Consider the following 16,898-nt stretch of genomic DNA (forward strand, 5'->3'; position numbering starts at 1 on the left):
CGAGACGGAATCGGACTCGCTCGCCGACATCGACCCGCCCACCGAGCTCGAATCCGACACACTCGTGGAAACCGAACCCGACTCCGACACACTCGCGGAAGTGGAATCGGACCCACTTGCGGACAGAGATCCGCTCGCGGAGACCGAGCCCGACTCACTCGCCGACAGGGAGTCACTGGTCGACACCGAATCGGACTCGCTCGTCGAGAGCGAACCACTCGTGGACGCAGAACCGGACTCGCTCGTCGAGAGCGAACCACTCGTGGACGCAGAACCGGACTCACTGGTCGACAACGACCCACTCGTCGACGCAGACCCCGACTCGCTGGCGGAGAGGGAACTGCTTGCCGACGCCGAACCGCTCGTGGACGCGGACTCACTCGTCGAGAGCGAACCGCTCGTCGACGCCGAGCCAGACTCACTCGCCGACAACGACCCGCTCGTGGACGTGGACCCGGACTCGCTGGTCGACGCCGACCCCGACTCACTAGCCGACAACGACCCACTCGTGGACGCAGAACCCGACCCACTCGCCGAGAGCGACCCGCTCGTCGACGCAGACCCGGACTCGCTGGTCGACAGCGAACCGCTCGTGGACGCGGACCCGGACTCGCTGGCGGAGAAGGAACCACTCGTCGACGCCGAACCCGACTCACTCGTCGACAACGACCCACTCGTCGACGCAGAACCCGACTCACTCGTCGACAACGACCCACTCGTCGACAACGACCCACTCGTCGACGCAGAACCCGACTCACTGGTCGAGAGCGACCCACTCGTCGACGCCGACTCACTCGTCGACAGCGACCCACTCGTCGACGTCGACTCACTGGTCGACGCCGAGGCGCTGCCGGAAACAGAACCCGACTCGCTGGTCGACAGCGAACCACTCGTCGACGCAGAACCCGACTCACTCGTCGACAACGAACCCGACTCACTCGTCGACAACGACCCACTCGTCGACTCCGACCCCGACTCACTAGCCGACAACGACCCGCTCGTCGACGCAGAACCCGACTCACTCGTCGACAACGACCCACTCGTCGACTCCGACCCCGACTCACTAGCCGACAACGACCCGCTCGTCGACGCAGAACCCGACTCACTCGTCGACAACGACCCACTCGTCGACTCCGACCCCGACTCACTAGCCGACAACGACCCGCTCGTCGACGCAGAACCCGACCCACTCGCCGAGAGCGAACCACTCGTCGACGCCGAGCCAGACTCACTCGTCGAGAGCGACCCACTCGTCGACGCCGACTCATTGGTCGACGCCGAGGCGCTACCCGAAACAGAACCCGACTCGCTGGTCGACAGCGAACCACTCGTCGACGCAGAACCGGACTCACTCGTCGAGAGCGACCCACTCGTCGACGCCGACTCACTGGTCGACGCCGAGGCGCTACCCGAAACAGAACCCGACTCGCTGGTCGACAGCGAACCACTCGTCGACGCAGAACCGGACTCACTCGTCGAGAGCGACCCACTCGTCGACGCCGACTCACTGGTCGACGCCGAGGCGCTACCCGAAACAGAACCCGACTCGCTGGTCGACAGCGAACCACTCGTCGACGCAGAACCGGACTCACTCGTCGAGAGCGAACCGCTCGTCGACGCCGAACCCGACTCGCTGGCCGACAACGACCCGCTCGTCGACACCGAGCCGGACTCGCTGGTCGAGAGCGACCCGCTCGTGGACGCGGACCCGGACTCGCTCGTCGACAACGACCCGCTCGTGGACGCAGAACCCGACTCACTTGCCGAGAGTGACCCGCTCGTCGACGTCGACTCACTGGTCGATGCCGAGGCACTGCCCGACACCGAGCCCGACTCGCTGGTAGACAGCGACCCACTCGTCGACGCAGACCCGGACTCACTCGTCGAGAGTGACCCGCTCGTGGACGCAGAACCCGACTCACTCGCCGAGAGCGAACCACTCGCCGACGCAGAACCCGACTCACTCGTCGAGAGCGACCCGCTGGCCGATGCGGACCCGGACTCACTGGTCGACAGCGACCCGCTGCCCGAAACAGAACCCGACTCGCTGGTAGACAGCGACCCGCTCGTGGACGTGGACCCGGACTCACTGGTCGACAGCGACCCGCTGGTCGACGCAGAACCGGACTCGCTGGTCGACAGCGACCCGCTCGTGGACGCAGAGCCCGACTCGCTGGCGGAGAGGGAACCACTCGTCGACGCAGAACCCGACTCACTCGTCGACAACGAACCCGACTCACTCGTCGACAACGAACCCGACTCACTCGTCGACAACGACCCCGACTCACTCGTCGAGAGCGAACCACTCGTCGACACCGAACCCGACTCACTCGTCGAGAGCGAACCACTCGTCGACACCGAACCCGACTCACTCGTCGAGAGCGACCCGCTCGTCGACGCAGACCCGGACTCACTGGTCGACAGCGACCCGCTCGTGGACGCAGAACCCGACTCGCTGGCCGACACCGAACCACTCGTCGACGCAGAACCCGACTCACTGGCCGACAACGACCCACTCGTCGACGCCGAACCCGACTCACTGGCCGACAATGACCCGCTCGTCGACACCGAGCCGGACTCGCTGGTCGAGAGCGACCCGCTCGTGGACGCGGACCCGGACTCACTCGTCGACAGCGACCCGCTCGTCGACACCGAGCCGGACTCACTCGTCGACAGCGACCCGCTCGTCGACGCGGACCCGGACTCACTCGTCGACAGCGACCCGCTCGTGGACGCGGACCCGGACTCACTCGTCGACAGCGACCCGCTCGTGGACGCAGAGCCCGACTCACTGGTCGACAGCGACCCGCTCGTGGACGCAGAGCCCGACTCACTGGTCGACAGCGACCCGCTCGTGGACGCAGAGCCCGACTCACTGGTCGACAGCGACCCGCTCGTGGACGCAGAGCCCGACTCACTGGTCGACAGCGACCCGCTCGTGGACGCAGAGCCCGACTCACTGGTCGACAGCGACCCGCTCGTGGACGCAGAGCCCGACTCACTCGCCGACAACGACCCACTCGTCGACGTAGACCCCGACTCACTCGCCGACAACGACCCACTCGTCGACGTAGACCCCGACTCACTCGTCGACAACGACTCACTCGTCGACGCCGAGGCGCTGCCGGAAACAGAACCCGACTCGCTGGTCGACAGCGAACCACTCGTCGACGCAGAACCGGACTCGCTCGTCGAGAGTGACCCGCTCGTCGACGTCGACTCACTGGTCGATGCCGAGGCACTGCCCGACACCGAGCCCGACTCGCTGGTAGACAGCGACCCACTCGTCGACGCAGAACCCGACTCACTCGTCGACAGCGAACCACTCGTCGACGCAGAACCCGACTCACTCGCCGAGAGCGAACCGCTCGTCGACACCGAGCCGGACTCACTCGTCGACAGCGAACCACTCGTCGACGCAGAACCCGACTCACTCGCCGAGAGCGAACCGCTCGTCGACACCGAGCCGGACTCACTCGTCGAGAGCGACCCGCTCGTGGACGCAGAGTCCGACTCACTCGTCGAGAGCGAGCCGCTCGTCGACGCAGAACCCGACTCACTCGTCGACAACGACCCACTCGTCGACGCAGAACCCGACTCGCTGGTAGACAGCGACCCGCTCGTGGACGTGGACCCGGACTCACTGGTCGACAGCGACCCGCTGGTCGACGCAGAACCGGACTCGCTGGTCGACAGCGACCCGCTCGTGGACGCAGAGCCCGACTCGCTGGCGGAGAGGGAACCACTCGTCGACGCAGAACCCGACTCACTCGTCGACGCCGAGGCGCTGCCCGACGCAGAACCCGACTCACTCATCGACAGCGAACCACTGGTCGACGTAGACCCCGACTCACTCGTCGACAGCGACCCGTTCGTCGACGCAGAACCCGACTCACTCGTCGAGAGCGACCCGCTCGTCGACGTCGACTCACTGGTCGATGCCGAGGCGCTACCCGAAACAGAACCCGACTCGCTGGTCGACAGCGAACCACTCGTCGACGCAGAACCCGACTCACTCGTCGACAACGACCCACTCGTCGACAACGAACCCGACTCACTCGTCGACAACGACCCACTCGTCGACTCCGACCCGGACTCACTCGTCGACAACGACCCACTCGTCGACTCCGACCCCGACTCACTCGTCGACAACGACCCCGACTCACTCGTCGACAGCGAACCGCTCGTCGACGCAGAACCCGAACCACTCGTCGAGAGCGAGCCACTCGTCGACGCCGAGCCAGACTCACTGGCAGACAGCGACCCGCTCGTGGACGCGGACCCGGACTCGCTGGTAGAGAGCGACCCGCTCGTGGACGCGGACCCGGACTCACTCGTCGACAACGACCCGCTGGTCGACGCAGACCCGGACTCACTGGTCGACAGCGACCCGCTCGTGGACGCAGAACCCGACTCGCTGGCGGAGAGGGAACCACTCGTGGACGCAGAACCCGACTCACTCGTCGACAACGAACCCGACTCACTCGTCGAGAGCGAACCACTCGTCGACACCGAGCCGGACTCGCTGGTCGAGAGCGACCCGCTCGTGGACGCGGACCCGGACTCACTCGTCGACAACGACCCGCTCGTGGACGCGGACCCGGACTCACTGGTCGACAGCGACCCGCTGGTCGACGCAGACCCGGACTCACTGGTCGACAGCGACCCGCTCGTGGACGCAGAGCCCGACTCGCTGGCGGAGAGGGAACCACTCGTCGACGCAGAACCCGACTCACTCGTCGACGCCGAGGCGCTGCCCGACGCAGAACCCGACTCACTCGCCGAGAGCGACCCGCTCGTCGACGTCGACTCACTGGTCGATGCCGAGGCGCTGCCCGACACCGAGCCCGACTCGCTGGTAGACAGCGACCCGCTCGTGGACGCAGAGCCCGACTCGCTGGCGGAGAGGGAACCACTCGTCGACGCAGAACCCGAGTCACTCACCGACAACGAACCCGACTCACTCGCCGACGCCGACCCACTCGTCGACGCAGAACCCGACTCACTCGCCGACAACGAACCCGACTCACTCGTCGAGAGCGACCCGCTCGTGGACGCAGACCCGGACTCACTGGTCGAGAGCGACCCGCTCGTGGACGCAGACCCGGACTCACTGGTCGAGAGCGACCCGCTCGTGGACGCGGAGCCCGACTCACTGGTCGACAGCGACCCGCTCGTGGAAACCGAACCCGAATCACTCGCCGACAGAGAGCCACTTGCCGACAGCGACCCGCTCGTCGAGGCCGAGGCGCTGCCGGATACCGACCCTGACTCACTAACCGACAGGGACCCGCTGGTGGAGGTCGAATCCGACGCGCTGGCGGAGGCCGACGTCGATTCGCTTGTCGAAAGCGATCCGCTGGTCGAGAGAGACCCAGACTCACTGGTCGACGCAGACGCGCTGTCCGACACCGACCCGGACTCACTCGTCGACAACGAGCCACTCACCGACGCCGAATCAGATTCGCTCGACGACAGCGATCCGCTCGTCGAGAGCGAACCAGATTGGCTGGCCGAGACCGAACCAGACTCGCTGGCCGACAGCGAGCCGCTTGCGGAAGCCGATTCACTCGTCGACAGAGAACCGCTCGTCGACGCCGAACCGGACGCACTCCCCGACACCGACCCGGACTGGCTGGTGGACGCCGACAGCGATCCGGACTGGCTGGTTGACGCCGACTGGCTCGCAGACAGCGAGCCGCTCACTGAGCCCGACTGGCTGGCCGACAGCGACCCGGACTTGCTCGCCGAGGTCGATCCGCTGACCGATGACTGGCTGGCAGACAGCGAACCGCTCGTCGAACCCGACTGGCTGGCCGAGACGGAGGCCGACTTGCTCGTCGACGTCGATTGGCTCACCGACGCCGACCCAGACGTGCTCGCCGAGCTGGACTGGCTGGCAGAGAGCGACCCGGACTTGCTCGCCGATGTCGACCCGCTGACCGAAGCCGACTGACTCGCGGAGCCGGACTGGCTGGCAGAGAGCGACCCGGACTTGCTTGCCGATGTCGACCCGCTGACCGAAGCCGACTGACTCGCGGAAGCAGATCCGGACTTGCTCGCCGACGCGGAGCCGCTGGCGGAGGTCGACTGACTTGCCGAGATGGATGCCGACTTGCTCGCCGAAGCAGATCCGCTGGCGGTGCCCGAGGGAGTGGCGGACTGACTTGCCGAAAGACTCGTCGACTGGCTGTTGGAGACGATCAGGCTCGGCGTATTGCTGGGTGTGCTCGCGCTGTTGAAGTAGTAGAAGAGCGAGTTGAGGTTGTAGATCGAGATGCCGCCTGCCGGCAGCGCCTGCACGGCGATCAGCACGCCACTGCCCGTGGTCATGTATCCGGCGTACAACGTGTTGCCGATGTACATCGGGCTCGCGACGAACTGCGCTTTGACGCCATTGATCGTGATGTTGGTCGCGGCGAGAACAGCCGCGAAGTTCGCGGAGGTGATGTTGCTGTTGGACGTGGTGATCGCGGTGTTGTACGTGACGACACTGCCGTTGTACGAACCGGTTCCCACGCTGGAATACGGCGCCTTGCCCGCGCCGGTGCTCGACAACGACGGATCCGCTCCGGCGCCGTACGAGATCGAGGCGTTCGTGAGCCCCTGATCCGAGTAGGTCGGCGGAGCCGCGGGCGTCGACGTGCTCGCGCTGGCGGACGGAGTCGACAGCGCTGCGCGCATCAGGAGGGTCGACCGCGCCGGTGCGGTCGACTGGCTTGCCGACGCGCTCTCCGACGTCGACGCGCGCGGCGACCCGCTCACTGACGAAGAGTCCGACGTCGACGCGCTCGCCGACCCGCTCGCAGACAGAGACTCGGATGTCGACACGCTGTCGGCATACGCCCCGCCGGACTCCGGCGCGGCCGACTGGCTCCCGGTCGCCGGTGCAGCCGACTCGGACTCCGGTGCGGCCGACTCGCCCATGGCATCCGATGCCGTCGACTCGCTCGACGCGCCCGGCACGGCCGACTCGGACTCCAGCGCAGCCGAATCGCTCCCCGCCTCCGGAGCCGCGGACTCACTCGCCGCCTCCGGCGCCGTCGACGCGGACTCGGGAGCCGCGGATTCACTGGCGGGCGCAGGAGCCGCAGACTCACTCGCCGGCGCAGGAGCCGCAGACTCACTCGCCGGCGCAGGAGCCGCAGACTCACTCGCCGGCGCAGGAGCCGCAGACTCACTCGCCGGCGCAGGAGCCGCAGACTCACTCGCCGGCGCAGGAGCCGCAGACTCACTCGCCGGCGCAGGAGCCGCAGACTCACTCGCCGGCGCAGGAGCCGCAGACTGGCTCGCTGCTCCGGTCTTCAGATTGGCGTGCTCGGCGTTGGCGCGGGTGTTGACGTTCCCCTTGCCGTCGTTGTTCGAGAACTGGCCGCCGGTCTCGGAATCGGTGCTCGACTGCGACGTCGACTCGGAGCCGGACTCGCTCGGGGCCCCGCTGCCCGGCGTGAGCACCGCGCTGCCCTCGGTGGCCAGAGCCTTGAGGTTCGCCGCCGTGACGTCATATGAGACGGGCGTGCTGTCGGACATGGTCTCTCGTCCCCTCCTCGCCCCGCATCGAGATCGATCGCATCGAGATATCCCTCGTCGACCGCGTCCCCGCCCGCGTGGCATCCGCCAACTGTCTCGGAGCCAGGTTATCGAAGGTGTCCGTCATCGCCAGAGACACGGGCGCCGCGCGTCACGCGCGACCGCTCGTCGGTCCCCCCGCTGGGATTCGAACCCAGACTCGGGCGAGTTTAAGTCGCCTGCCTCTGCCAGTTGGGCTACGGGGGGGGCTCGTCCACGCTACCGGCGCAGACGGCGAGAGCCGCCACCCGCAACGGGTGGCGGCTCTCGAAGCTCGAGGCCTACTTGGCGCCGGCCTCGGCGGGCAGCTTGTCGCCGGCGGCCTTGTCGGGCGCGGGCTCGACGGGGGCCTCCATCGGCGGCTTCGGACGCGAGGCGTAGGCCTCGAAGAAGTCGCGCGGGCGCTCGACGGTGATGAGCTCCACGGTGTCGCGGCCGAGCCAGAGGTTGTGCCACCAGCCCCAGAGCACGCGCCACTTGCGCTCCCACGTCGGCATGGCCAGGCCGTGGTAGCCGCGGTGCGCGACCCAGGCGAGGAATCCCTTGAGGGCGAACTTGCCCGACTGGAAGACGCCGTCGTACAGGCCGAGACCCGCGACCGCGCCGAGGTTCTTGTGGTAGTAGTCCACGGGCTCCTCGCCGCGCAGCACGGCGACGAGGTTCTTCGCGAGGCGCTTGGCCTGGCGGACGGCGTGCTGCGCGTTCGGCACGCACGTGCCGTCCGGCAGGCCGCCGGTCTTGTCCGGCACCGCGGCGATGTCGCCGGCCGCCCAGGCGCCCTCGACGACGTTCTTGTCCGCGTCGATCACCCGCAGGTCGGCCTGCGTCGTGATGCGGCCGCGCGGCTCGGTCGGAAGGTCACCGGCGCGGACGACACCGGGGTTCGCCATCACGCCGGCGGTCCAGACGATCAGACCGGACGGGTAGGAGTCTCCCGTGGACGTCTCGACGATGCCGTCGACGGCGCTCGTCACCTGCGTCTCGAGGTGCACGTTCGCACCGCGCTGAGCGAGGTCCTTGAGCACCCACTCGCTCGTGGGCAGCGACACCTCGGGCATGATGCGGCCCATCGCCTCGATGAGGTGGAACTGCGTCTCCTCGAACGAGATCTCCGGATACTGGCCGACCAGCGACGAGGCGAGCGAACGCAGCTCGGCGAAGGTCTCGATGCCGGCGAAGCCGCCGCCGACGACCACTGTCGTCAGCAGGCGCTGGCGCAGCGGGTCGCCCGCCGGCAGCGCGGAGGCCTTCTCGAAGTTGTGGATCAGGGTGTCGCGGACGTAGACGGCCTCCTCGACCGACTTCAGACCGACCGCGTTCTCGGCGATGCCCGGGATGGGGAACGTCCGCGAGACGGATCCGGCGGTCACGACGATGTGGTCGTACGCCAGCTCGTAGGACTCGCCGCCCTCGGGCGTGATGGTGGCCGTCCGATTCGCGTGGTCGATGCCGGTCACCTTGGCGGTGATGAGCTTCGTGCGCTTGAGGTGACGGCGGTGCGAGACCACCGTGTGACGAGCCTCGATCGATCCGGCCGCGACCTCGGGGAGGAACGGCAGGTACGTCATGTACGGGAGCGGGTCGACCATGATGACCTCCGCCTCCCCGCGACGCAGGTGCTTCTCGAGCTTCCACGCGGTGTAGAAGCCCGCGTAACCGCCACCGACGATGAGAATCTGGGGCACGAGTGAAGAACTCCTTGAGTCAGGGTTTGCCCGGCGACCGCCGCACACGGGCCGAGCGGACGCGTCGCACAGCCGCGATGACGCCCAGCATCACGAGAATACCAGCGCCGCTGAGGGCCGCGAGCGGAAGCGTCCCGGACCGCAGCTCGTCCTCGGACGGGAGGAACGAGGAACCGGCCTCGGCCGGCGGATCCGCGGGCGGCAGCGGCGGGATCTCGACCGGGGTCACGGTCGGCGTCGGCAGCGGCGCCGCCGGCTGACGGCGGTTGACCTGGATCCAGCGCTCGAGGTCGCCCATGGGGTTCTTCGTGACATGCGGCACCGAGGCGGTGACCGCGGCCTCCGCGTCGATCAGGCCGTATCCGTAGAACGCGTCGGGGACCTCGACGTCCTTCGGCTTCCGAGCGGTCTTGATGATCCGGTTGATCACGTCATCCGCGCTCATCTCCGGATGCGCCGCGCGGACGAGCGCGGCGATGCCGGCCACGATCGGCGCCGCACCGCTTGTGCCCCGCCACTCGACGATCTCACCGTCATTGGACACCCCGAGCAGTTTCTCGCTCGGCGCGGAGACGCCGATCGTGATGCCCTGCGTCGACGCCTCGACGCTCGCCTTGCCCTCGGGATCGACCCCGGCGACCGTGAGGACCCCGGGGATCGTGGCGGGAGCACCGACCGAGTTGGTGCCACTACCGCGATTGCCCGCGGCGACGACGATCACGACGTCGTGCTGCATTGCGTAGAGGAACGCCTGGTCCCACGACTCGTCCCAGCTCTGCGAGTTCGTGGTGAGGGAGAGGTTGATGACGTCTGCGCCGTGGTCGACGGACCAGACGACCGCCTCGGCGACCTGCTGCGCGAACGGGACCGTCGCGGAGTCCCCGAACCCGAGTGACACCGACAGCAGATCGGCCTCCGGCGCTACGCCGACCATCCGGTCCGGATCTCCGGCGGCGCGCGCAGCCGCGACGGAGGCGACCCAGCTGCCGTGGTTGCGGTCGATGACGTCCACCGGCGTGCGGCCGTCGGGTGTTCCGACCCCGGAGACGTCCGTGCCGTCCACGACGGCGCCCTCGAACTCCTTCGGCCCGTCGGCGATGCCCTTGTCGATCACCGCGATCGTGGTGCCCTCGCCGCGAGTGACCTTCCACGCGTCGCGGATCCCGTACTCCTCGAGCCAGTACTGGCGCTCGCGAAGCGTCGGCTCCTTCGTCGCCTCGGGCTCGGGCGTCGCCTCGGCGCCGGGCGTCTGCACGGGATCCGGCGTGGGAGCGGGAGCCGCCCCGGTCAGCAGGGCGGCCAGGGCCGTGAACGCGGCCAGCCGCGCGAGACGACTCATCCGGCCTTCCCCGGCTCGGCGCACTCGCAGCGCTCGGGCGACCACGCCGACCGCTCGAGCGCGGCGTCGCCGACGGGGTTGACTCCCGGACCCGCTGCCAGGGCGTGGCCGGCGAGCGCGTGCAGGCACTTCACGCGGGTGGGCATGCCGCCCGCGGAGATGCCGTCGATCTCGGGCACGTCACCGAACGCGGCGCGGTCGGCGAGGTAAGCCTCGTGCGCGCGCAGGTACTGCGCCGCGAACTCCGGCTCCTCCTCCAGGCGCGCGGCGAGCTCGGGCATCAGCTGCCCCGCCTCAAGCCGCGACATCTCCGCCGTCGCGGCGGGATGCGTGAGGTAGTAGAACGTCGGGAACGGCGAGCCGTCGGGCAGCCGGGGCGAGGTCGCCACGACCGTCGGGTTGCCGCAGACACAGCGCGCGGCGATGCCGATCACGCCACGCGCCTCGCGGCCGAGCTGGGACGAGACGACCTCGACGTCGATCGGGCGCAGGGGTTCGAAGGAGGCGTTCGTCACCGATCCAGGCTACCCGCGGGGCACGGGACGGACCCGGGCGGACGGGCGCGTTGCCAGCATTCCGGCAGGTGCGCGGTCGTCGATCAGGGCGCCGGCGCCTCCGACGGCGGCGACGGCACATCCGGCTGGCCGATCGTGATCTCCATCGCGTTGCGCGACGTCCCCGCCGCGACGACGGAGCGCAGCAGACCGCCGGCCCAGTCCGCGTGCTTCTCCTCGACCTCGGCGCTGATGGGCTCCGGGTCCTGCGGCGTCTCGACCTCCTCGAGGTCGTCGATCACGAGGAAGCGCACCTCGCCCGGCTTGACGTAGTAGAGCCGCTCGCGCGCCTGAGTGGTGATGTAGGCCGGATCCTTCCAGCGGTCGCGTTCGCGCTCGAGATCCGCGATCTCGGCGTGCGTGACCTGCACGGCCTCCTCCAGCGCGGCGATCTTCTGCCGCTGCTCGACGTAGGTCGCCACGGTCGGCGCCAGCACCGCCACGGCGAGCACCACGAGACCGAGCATGATCGCCGCGAATCCGGAGAACCGGATGCCGCCGAGCCACTCGCGCGCGTCCGCGCCCGGTCGCGGGGTCCGCCGGGCAGACGCTCCCCGGGATGCGGAAGAGGGAGCCGTCTTCCTGCTCACGGCTCCCCCTCTCGCGGATCCGGATGGATCCTCGTCAGAACTTCAGTGCGTCACGCCGAGAAGCGCGGGTACGCGCTGCGGCCCGCGAAGACCGCCGCGGAGCCCAGCTCCTCCTCGATGCGCAGAAGCTGATTGTATTTCGCGACCCGGTCGCTGCGAGCAGGCGCGCCCGACTTGATCTGGCCCGCGTTCACGGCGACCGCGAGGTCGGCGATCGTGGTGTCCTCGGTCTCGCCGGAGCGGTGCGACATCATCACGGTGTAGCCCGAGTTCTGCGCCAGCGCGACGGCGTCGAGCGTCTCGGTGAGGGAGCCGATCTGGTTCACCTTGCACAGCAGCGAGTTCGCGACGCCGCGCTTGATGCCGTCGGCGAGGCGCTGCGGATTGGTGACGAACAGGTCGTCGCCGACGAGCTGGATCTTCGAGCCGACGCGGTCGGTGAGGGCCTTCCACCCGTCCCAGTCGTCCTCGGCGAGCGCGTCCTCGATCGTGACGAGCGGGAAGTTGGCCAGCAGGTCCTCGTAGTAGTCCGTCAGCTGCTCGCTCGACCACTCCTTGCCCTCGAAGCGGTACACGCCGTTCTCGAAGAACTCGGTCGCGGCCACATCGAGGCCCACCGCGATATCGGTGCCGGGCGTATAGCCGGCCTTCTCGATCGCCTTGAGCAGGAAGTCCAGCGCCTCGCGGTTGCTGGGCAGGTCGGGGGCGAAGCCGCCCTCGTCGCCGAGGCCCGTGGCGTAGCCGCCGGCCTTCAGCTCGCTCTTGAGCACGTGATAGGTCTCGGTGCCCCAGCGCAGCGCCTCGCTGAACGAGTCGGCGCCGAGCGGCACGAGGAAGAACTCCTGCATGTCCACGCCGGTGTCCGCGTGGGCGCCGCCGTTGATGACGTTGAGCGCCGGGACGGGCAGGATGTGCGCGTTCGGGCCGCCGATGTAGCGGAACAGGGGCAGGTCGGCGCTGTCCGCTGCGGCCTTGGCGACCGCGAGGCTGATGCCGAGGATCGCGTTGGCGCCCGTGCGCTGCTTGTTGGGGGTGCCGTCCGCCTCGATCAGCGCGGCGTCGATCACGCGCTGGTCGCTGGCGTCGAGGCCCTCGATGGCGGGGCCGAGCTCGTCGATCACGGCGTCGACGGCCTTCTGCACGCCCTTGCCGGCGTAGCGGCCCTTGTCGCCGTCGCGCAGCTCGTACGCCTCGAACGCGCCCGTGGACGCTCCCGACGGGACGGCGGCGCGCTGCACGATGCCGTCATCGAGGAGCACCTCCACCTCGACGGTCGGGTTGCCGCGCGAATCCAGGATCTCGCGCGCGCCTACAGCTTCGATCAGTGCCACGGAATGACTTCCTCTCGGTGGACGCTCTGTGTGCGGGGCCCGCACAGCCCCGCGGTCAGTCTATGGCTCCGCCGCGGCGCGGTCAGGACGGGGTGCCGCCCGCCCGCGACGCCTCGCGCACGATCGCCACGGCCACGCAGCGCCTCGCGCGTGCCGCGCCCCTGCCATCTGCGCGGGTGACGTGCAGCGCCTCGCCCGGGCGCCTCCTGGTGGGGTCAGCGGCCCGTCCGCTCGTCCTCCACCTCGCTCGCCGAGGCATCCTCCGGGGTCACGCGGGTCTCGGGTCCCTCCACCAGGGACAGCGGATCGGCGATGTCCTCCAGCGACTTGCCGGCCGCGCTCACTCCGAAGATGCCGCAGATCACGCCCCCGAGGATCATGATCACCGCCCCGAGGACGTACCCCCAGAACAGCGGCGTCCGGTCGCCCGTCTCGGCGCTCTGGCCGATCAGCGCGCCGTACAGCAGCGGCGCGATCGCGCCCACGAACTGCCCCACCGAGAACACGTACGAGATCACCTGGCTGCGCAGCTCGAGCGGGAAGATCTCGCTCACGGTGAGGTAGGCGGCCGACGCTCCCGCCGAGGCGAAGAAGAACGACGCGCACCAGAACGCCGTGTGCGTCGCGGCCGTCAGCACGCCCGCGTTGAAGAGAAACGCGCTCACGAGCAGGATGAGGCCGGCGAGCACGTAGGTGCCGAACAGCATCCGTCGGCGGCCCCAGGTGTCGAAGAAGTGCCCCAGCAGGAGCGCTCCGGCGAGATTGCCGACCGCGAACACGATGAAGTACTGGGATGCGGCGGCCGGAGGTGTGTCGTAGAAGTTCTCCAGCACCAGCGCATACGTGAAGAAGATCGCGTTGTACAGGAACGACTGCGTCACCATCATGCTGATGCCCACGAACGTGCGGCGCGGATACTTCCGGAACAGCACCTTCGCGATGACGAGGAAGGGCACCCGTCCGTACTCCTTGACGGTGATCGTCTTCGACTCGTCGACCGGTGGGATCTCCTTGCCCTCCCGACGGATGCGCTCCTCGATGCCGTCGACGTTGCGCTCCGCCTCCTCCTCGAGCCCGTGGGTCATCTGCCAGCGAGGGCTCTCCGGGATGTGCCGGCGGAGCCAGATGATGAGCAGGCCGAGCACGGGGCCGAGGAAGAAGCTGAGCCGCCATCCGAGGTCCTCGGGAAGGATCTCGGTGTTCAGGAAGAACATGTTGGCGAACGCGCCGAGCGCCGCCCCGCCCCAGTAGGTGCCGTTGATCGCGATGTCGACGCGGCCCCGATACTTCGAGGGGATGATCTCGTCGATCGCGGAGTTGATCGCCGCGTACTCGCCGCCGATTCCGGCACCCGCGACGAATCGCCAGATGTAGAAGAACCACGGGGCGAACGACAGGCCCGCCACGGCGCTGCCGATGAGGTAGACCGCGAGCGAGAGGATGAACAGCTTCTTGCGACCGAGTCGGTCGGTGAGGCGGCCGAAGAACAGCGCGCCGGCGACCTGCCCGAGCAGGTAGGACGTGCCGGCGAGGCCCACTTCCGCGGGGCCCATGCCGAGGGTCGCGGCGTAGCCGTTGGCGGCGACGATCTGCACCTCGAGGCCGTCGAGGATCCAGGAGAAGCCGAGTCCGACGACGATCATCCAGTGGAACCGGGCCCACGGCAGCCGGTCCATCCGCGCGGGGACGAGGGACTTCACTTCCTTGGCCTGTGTGCCCGACGACGACATCCGGCGCTCCCTTCTCGCGGGGGCACCCGTCGCCCCCGCCTGATCTGTTCTACTCCTGGGCGGACGAGCCGCGCCTCGGACTTGCCCGTTCGCCGGGTTTCGGGTACTCGTCACGCGTCACCGCCGCGCACCGTCCGGGTCATCCGCGCCACCTATACTCCGGCGCATGACGACGCCCCCGGCCCTCGCCCGCCGCCTCGGACTCGCGGACGCGGTCGCCATCGGCCTGGGAGCCATGATCGGCGCGGGGGTGTTCTCCGCGTTCGCGCCGGCGGCGCAGGCGGCCGGCTCGTGGCTGCTCGCGGGACTCGCGATCGCGGCCGTCGTGGCGTACTGCAACGCGACGGCGTCGGCGCAGCTCGCCGCCGTGCACACGATCGCGGGCGGCACGTACGCGTACGGGCGCGCCGAGCTCGGCGCCTGGTGGGGATACGCGGCGGGCTGGTGCTTCGTGATCGGCAAGCTCGCGAGCTGCGCGGCCATGGCCATGACCTTCGCCGCGTACGCCGCGCCCGCCGGGTGGGAGCGGCCGGTCGCGATCGTCGCCGTCGCCGCGCTCGTGGGCGTGAATCTCCTCGGCGTGACGCGCACCGCCCTGGCCGCCAAGATCATCGTCGCGGTATCTCTCCTCGCGCTCGCGGTCGCGGTCGCCGCGGGTTTCAGCGCGCCCGCCGTCGCGGGCGGCGCGTTCTCCGGCGCGCCACCCGCCGGCGGAACCGGCCTGCTGCAGTCGGCGGGGCTGCTGTTCTTCGCGTTCGCCGGGTACGCCCGGATCGCCACCATGGGCGAGGAGGTGCGGGATCCGGCGCGCACGATCCCGCGCGCCATCACCATCGCCTTCGTCGTCGCCCTGGCCGTGTACGCCGCGGTCGGCGCCGTGCTGCTGTGGACGCTCGGCGCGGGCGGCACCGCGGCATCGACCGCTCCCCTGTCCGATGCGGTCGTCGCCGCGGGATGGGACTGGGCGTCGCCGGTCGTGCGGGTGGGGGCCGCCGCCGCGTCGCTGGGCGCCCTGCTCGCGCTCATCGCCGGCATCGGGCGCACGGGCCTCGCGATGGCGCGCGAGCACGACCTGCCGCGGTTCCTGGCGGCGATCCATCCGCGATTCCACGTGCCGCACCGCATGGAGCTGGCGGTGGGAGCGATCGTCATCGCCGTCGTCGCGTTCGCCGACCTGCGCGGGGCCATCGGGTTCTCGTCCTTCGGCGTGCTGCTGTACTACCTGATCGCCAACCTGTCGGCCTACCGTCAGGGTTCCGCGGTGCGCCGCTACCCGCGGTGGATGCAGGTGCTCGGCGCGGGCGGGTGCGTCATCCTGGCGTTCACCCTGCCCTGGCAGAGCGTCGTCGCAGGCGTCGCCGTGCTCGTGATCGGCCTGCTCTTCCGAGCGATCCGCCTGCACCGCGAGCGCGCCCGCGCGGGCGACTGAGGCCGCGGCGCCCGGCGCAGAGGGTGTGTCCCCGTTTCCGCCGGTATCACCGCGCATGACGGCGCGAAGTGGGACACGGATCGGGCCAGAGCGGCGCGCGCTGGGACCTCGGGATGCCGCAGCGGGCCCATCGAGGGCGGTGCGAGGCGCAGGACGCGCGTGCCGCGGCCTGTGAGAATGATCACGTGACCGAGCGATACAGCGAGGCGTACGCCGCCGCGCACGGCCGATTCACCGTGATCCCCGCCGTGTACGTGCTGCTGCGCCGCGGCGACGACGTGCTGCTGCAGCTGCGCGCGGGGACGGGCTACTACGACGGGCACTGGGCAGCGGGCGCCGCCGGTCACGTCGAGCAGGGCGAGTCGCTGCTGCAGGCCGCGGCGCGCGAGGCCGCGGAGGAGCTCGGCGTCGCCGTCGCCCCCGGCGACCTGGAGTTCCTCACGCTCGAGCACCGCACGGGCGACGGCGCCGCGGTCGACGAGCGCATCGACCTCTTCCTCGGCTGCCGGATCTGGACGGGCACGCCCGCGCTGCAGGAGGACAAGGCCGTCGACCTGGGCTGGTTCGCGCTCGACGCGCTGCCGGATCCCGTCGTGCCGCACGAGCGCGTCGTGCTCGAGCGATGGGCGGACGGCTCCCTCACGCCGATCACGCCGATCGGCTTCTGACCC

At 69.4% G+C, this 16,898-nt stretch carries 10 protein-coding genes and 1 tRNA gene; 4 read left to right on the plus strand and 7 right to left on the minus strand.

Translation table 11 applies throughout. The annotated features are described in order from the left end of the window. Positions 1 to 100: 100 nt before the first annotated feature. Positions 101 to 5,956: a hypothetical protein gene (locus AAD528_RS05400; protein ID WP_345751023.1), complete on the plus strand. Its 5,856-nt coding sequence runs from the start codon at positions 101 to 103 to the stop codon at positions 5,954 to 5,956. Between the two features lie 321 nt (positions 5,957 to 6,277). After that, a complete protein-coding gene (locus AAD528_RS05405) occupies positions 6,278 to 6,610 on the plus strand; it encodes a hypothetical protein (RefSeq protein ID WP_345751024.1) in 333 nt (110 codons plus the stop codon). 1,092 nt (positions 6,611 to 7,702) lie between these two features. Here the strand turns inward: AAD528_RS05405 and AAD528_RS05410 are convergent. The 7 genes from AAD528_RS05410 to AAD528_RS05440 all read right to left on the minus strand — a co-directional run bounded on the left by AAD528_RS05410 (position 7,703) and on the right by AAD528_RS05440 (position 14,744). After that, a tRNA-Leu gene (locus tag AAD528_RS05410) sits at positions 7,703 to 7,776 on the minus strand. A 74-nt stretch (positions 7,777 to 7,850) separates the two neighbouring features. Next, the gene (locus tag AAD528_RS05415) at positions 7,851 to 9,254 is read right to left on the minus strand and encodes an NAD(P)/FAD-dependent oxidoreductase (protein ID WP_345751025.1); all 1,404 of its coding nucleotides are present in this window, start codon (positions 9,252 to 9,254) and stop codon (positions 7,851 to 7,853) included. Positions 9,255 to 9,273: 19 nt separating this feature from the next. Continuing rightward, positions 9,274 to 10,593, minus strand: coding sequence for a S8 family serine peptidase (locus AAD528_RS05420; protein WP_345751026.1), 1,320 nt, complete (start codon positions 10,591 to 10,593; stop codon positions 9,274 to 9,276). Next, on the minus strand, positions 10,590 to 11,108 hold the full coding sequence (locus tag AAD528_RS05425; RefSeq protein ID WP_345751027.1) for a DUF501 domain-containing protein: 519 nt from the start codon (positions 11,106 to 11,108) through the stop codon (positions 10,590 to 10,592). The genes AAD528_RS05420 and AAD528_RS05425 overlap by 4 nt, the downstream gene beginning before the upstream one ends. 83 nt (positions 11,109 to 11,191) lie before the next feature. Further along, the gene (locus AAD528_RS05430) at positions 11,192 to 11,737 is read right to left on the minus strand and encodes an FtsB family cell division protein (protein WP_345751028.1); all 546 of its coding nucleotides are present in this window, start codon (positions 11,735 to 11,737) and stop codon (positions 11,192 to 11,194) included. A gap of 50 nt (positions 11,738 to 11,787) precedes the next feature. Beyond that, positions 11,788 to 13,068, minus strand: a complete 1,281-nt coding sequence (gene eno, locus AAD528_RS05435) for a phosphopyruvate hydratase (protein ID WP_345751029.1) — start codon at positions 13,066 to 13,068, stop codon at positions 11,788 to 11,790. A gap of 215 nt (positions 13,069 to 13,283) precedes the next feature. Further along, positions 13,284 to 14,744, minus strand: a complete 1,461-nt coding sequence (locus AAD528_RS05440; protein ID WP_345751261.1) for an MFS transporter — start codon at positions 14,742 to 14,744, stop codon at positions 13,284 to 13,286. Between the two features lie 220 nt (positions 14,745 to 14,964). Between AAD528_RS05440 and AAD528_RS05445 the strand changes: the two genes are divergently transcribed. Both AAD528_RS05445 and AAD528_RS05450 read left to right on the plus strand, forming a co-directional pair. Then, positions 14,965 to 16,227 (plus strand): APC family permease, encoded by a 1,263-nt coding sequence (locus tag AAD528_RS05445; protein WP_345751030.1) that lies wholly within the window; start codon positions 14,965 to 14,967, stop codon positions 16,225 to 16,227. A gap of 185 nt (positions 16,228 to 16,412) precedes the next feature. Next, positions 16,413 to 16,895 (plus strand): NUDIX domain-containing protein, encoded by a 483-nt coding sequence (locus AAD528_RS05450; protein ID WP_345751031.1) that lies wholly within the window; start codon positions 16,413 to 16,415, stop codon positions 16,893 to 16,895. Positions 16,896 to 16,898: the final 3 nt, after the last annotated feature.

This window comes from Microbacterium rhizophilum (assembly GCF_039605615.1).
In the GTDB taxonomy this organism is placed as follows: domain Bacteria; phylum Actinomycetota; class Actinomycetes; order Actinomycetales; family Microbacteriaceae; genus Microbacterium; species Microbacterium rhizophilus.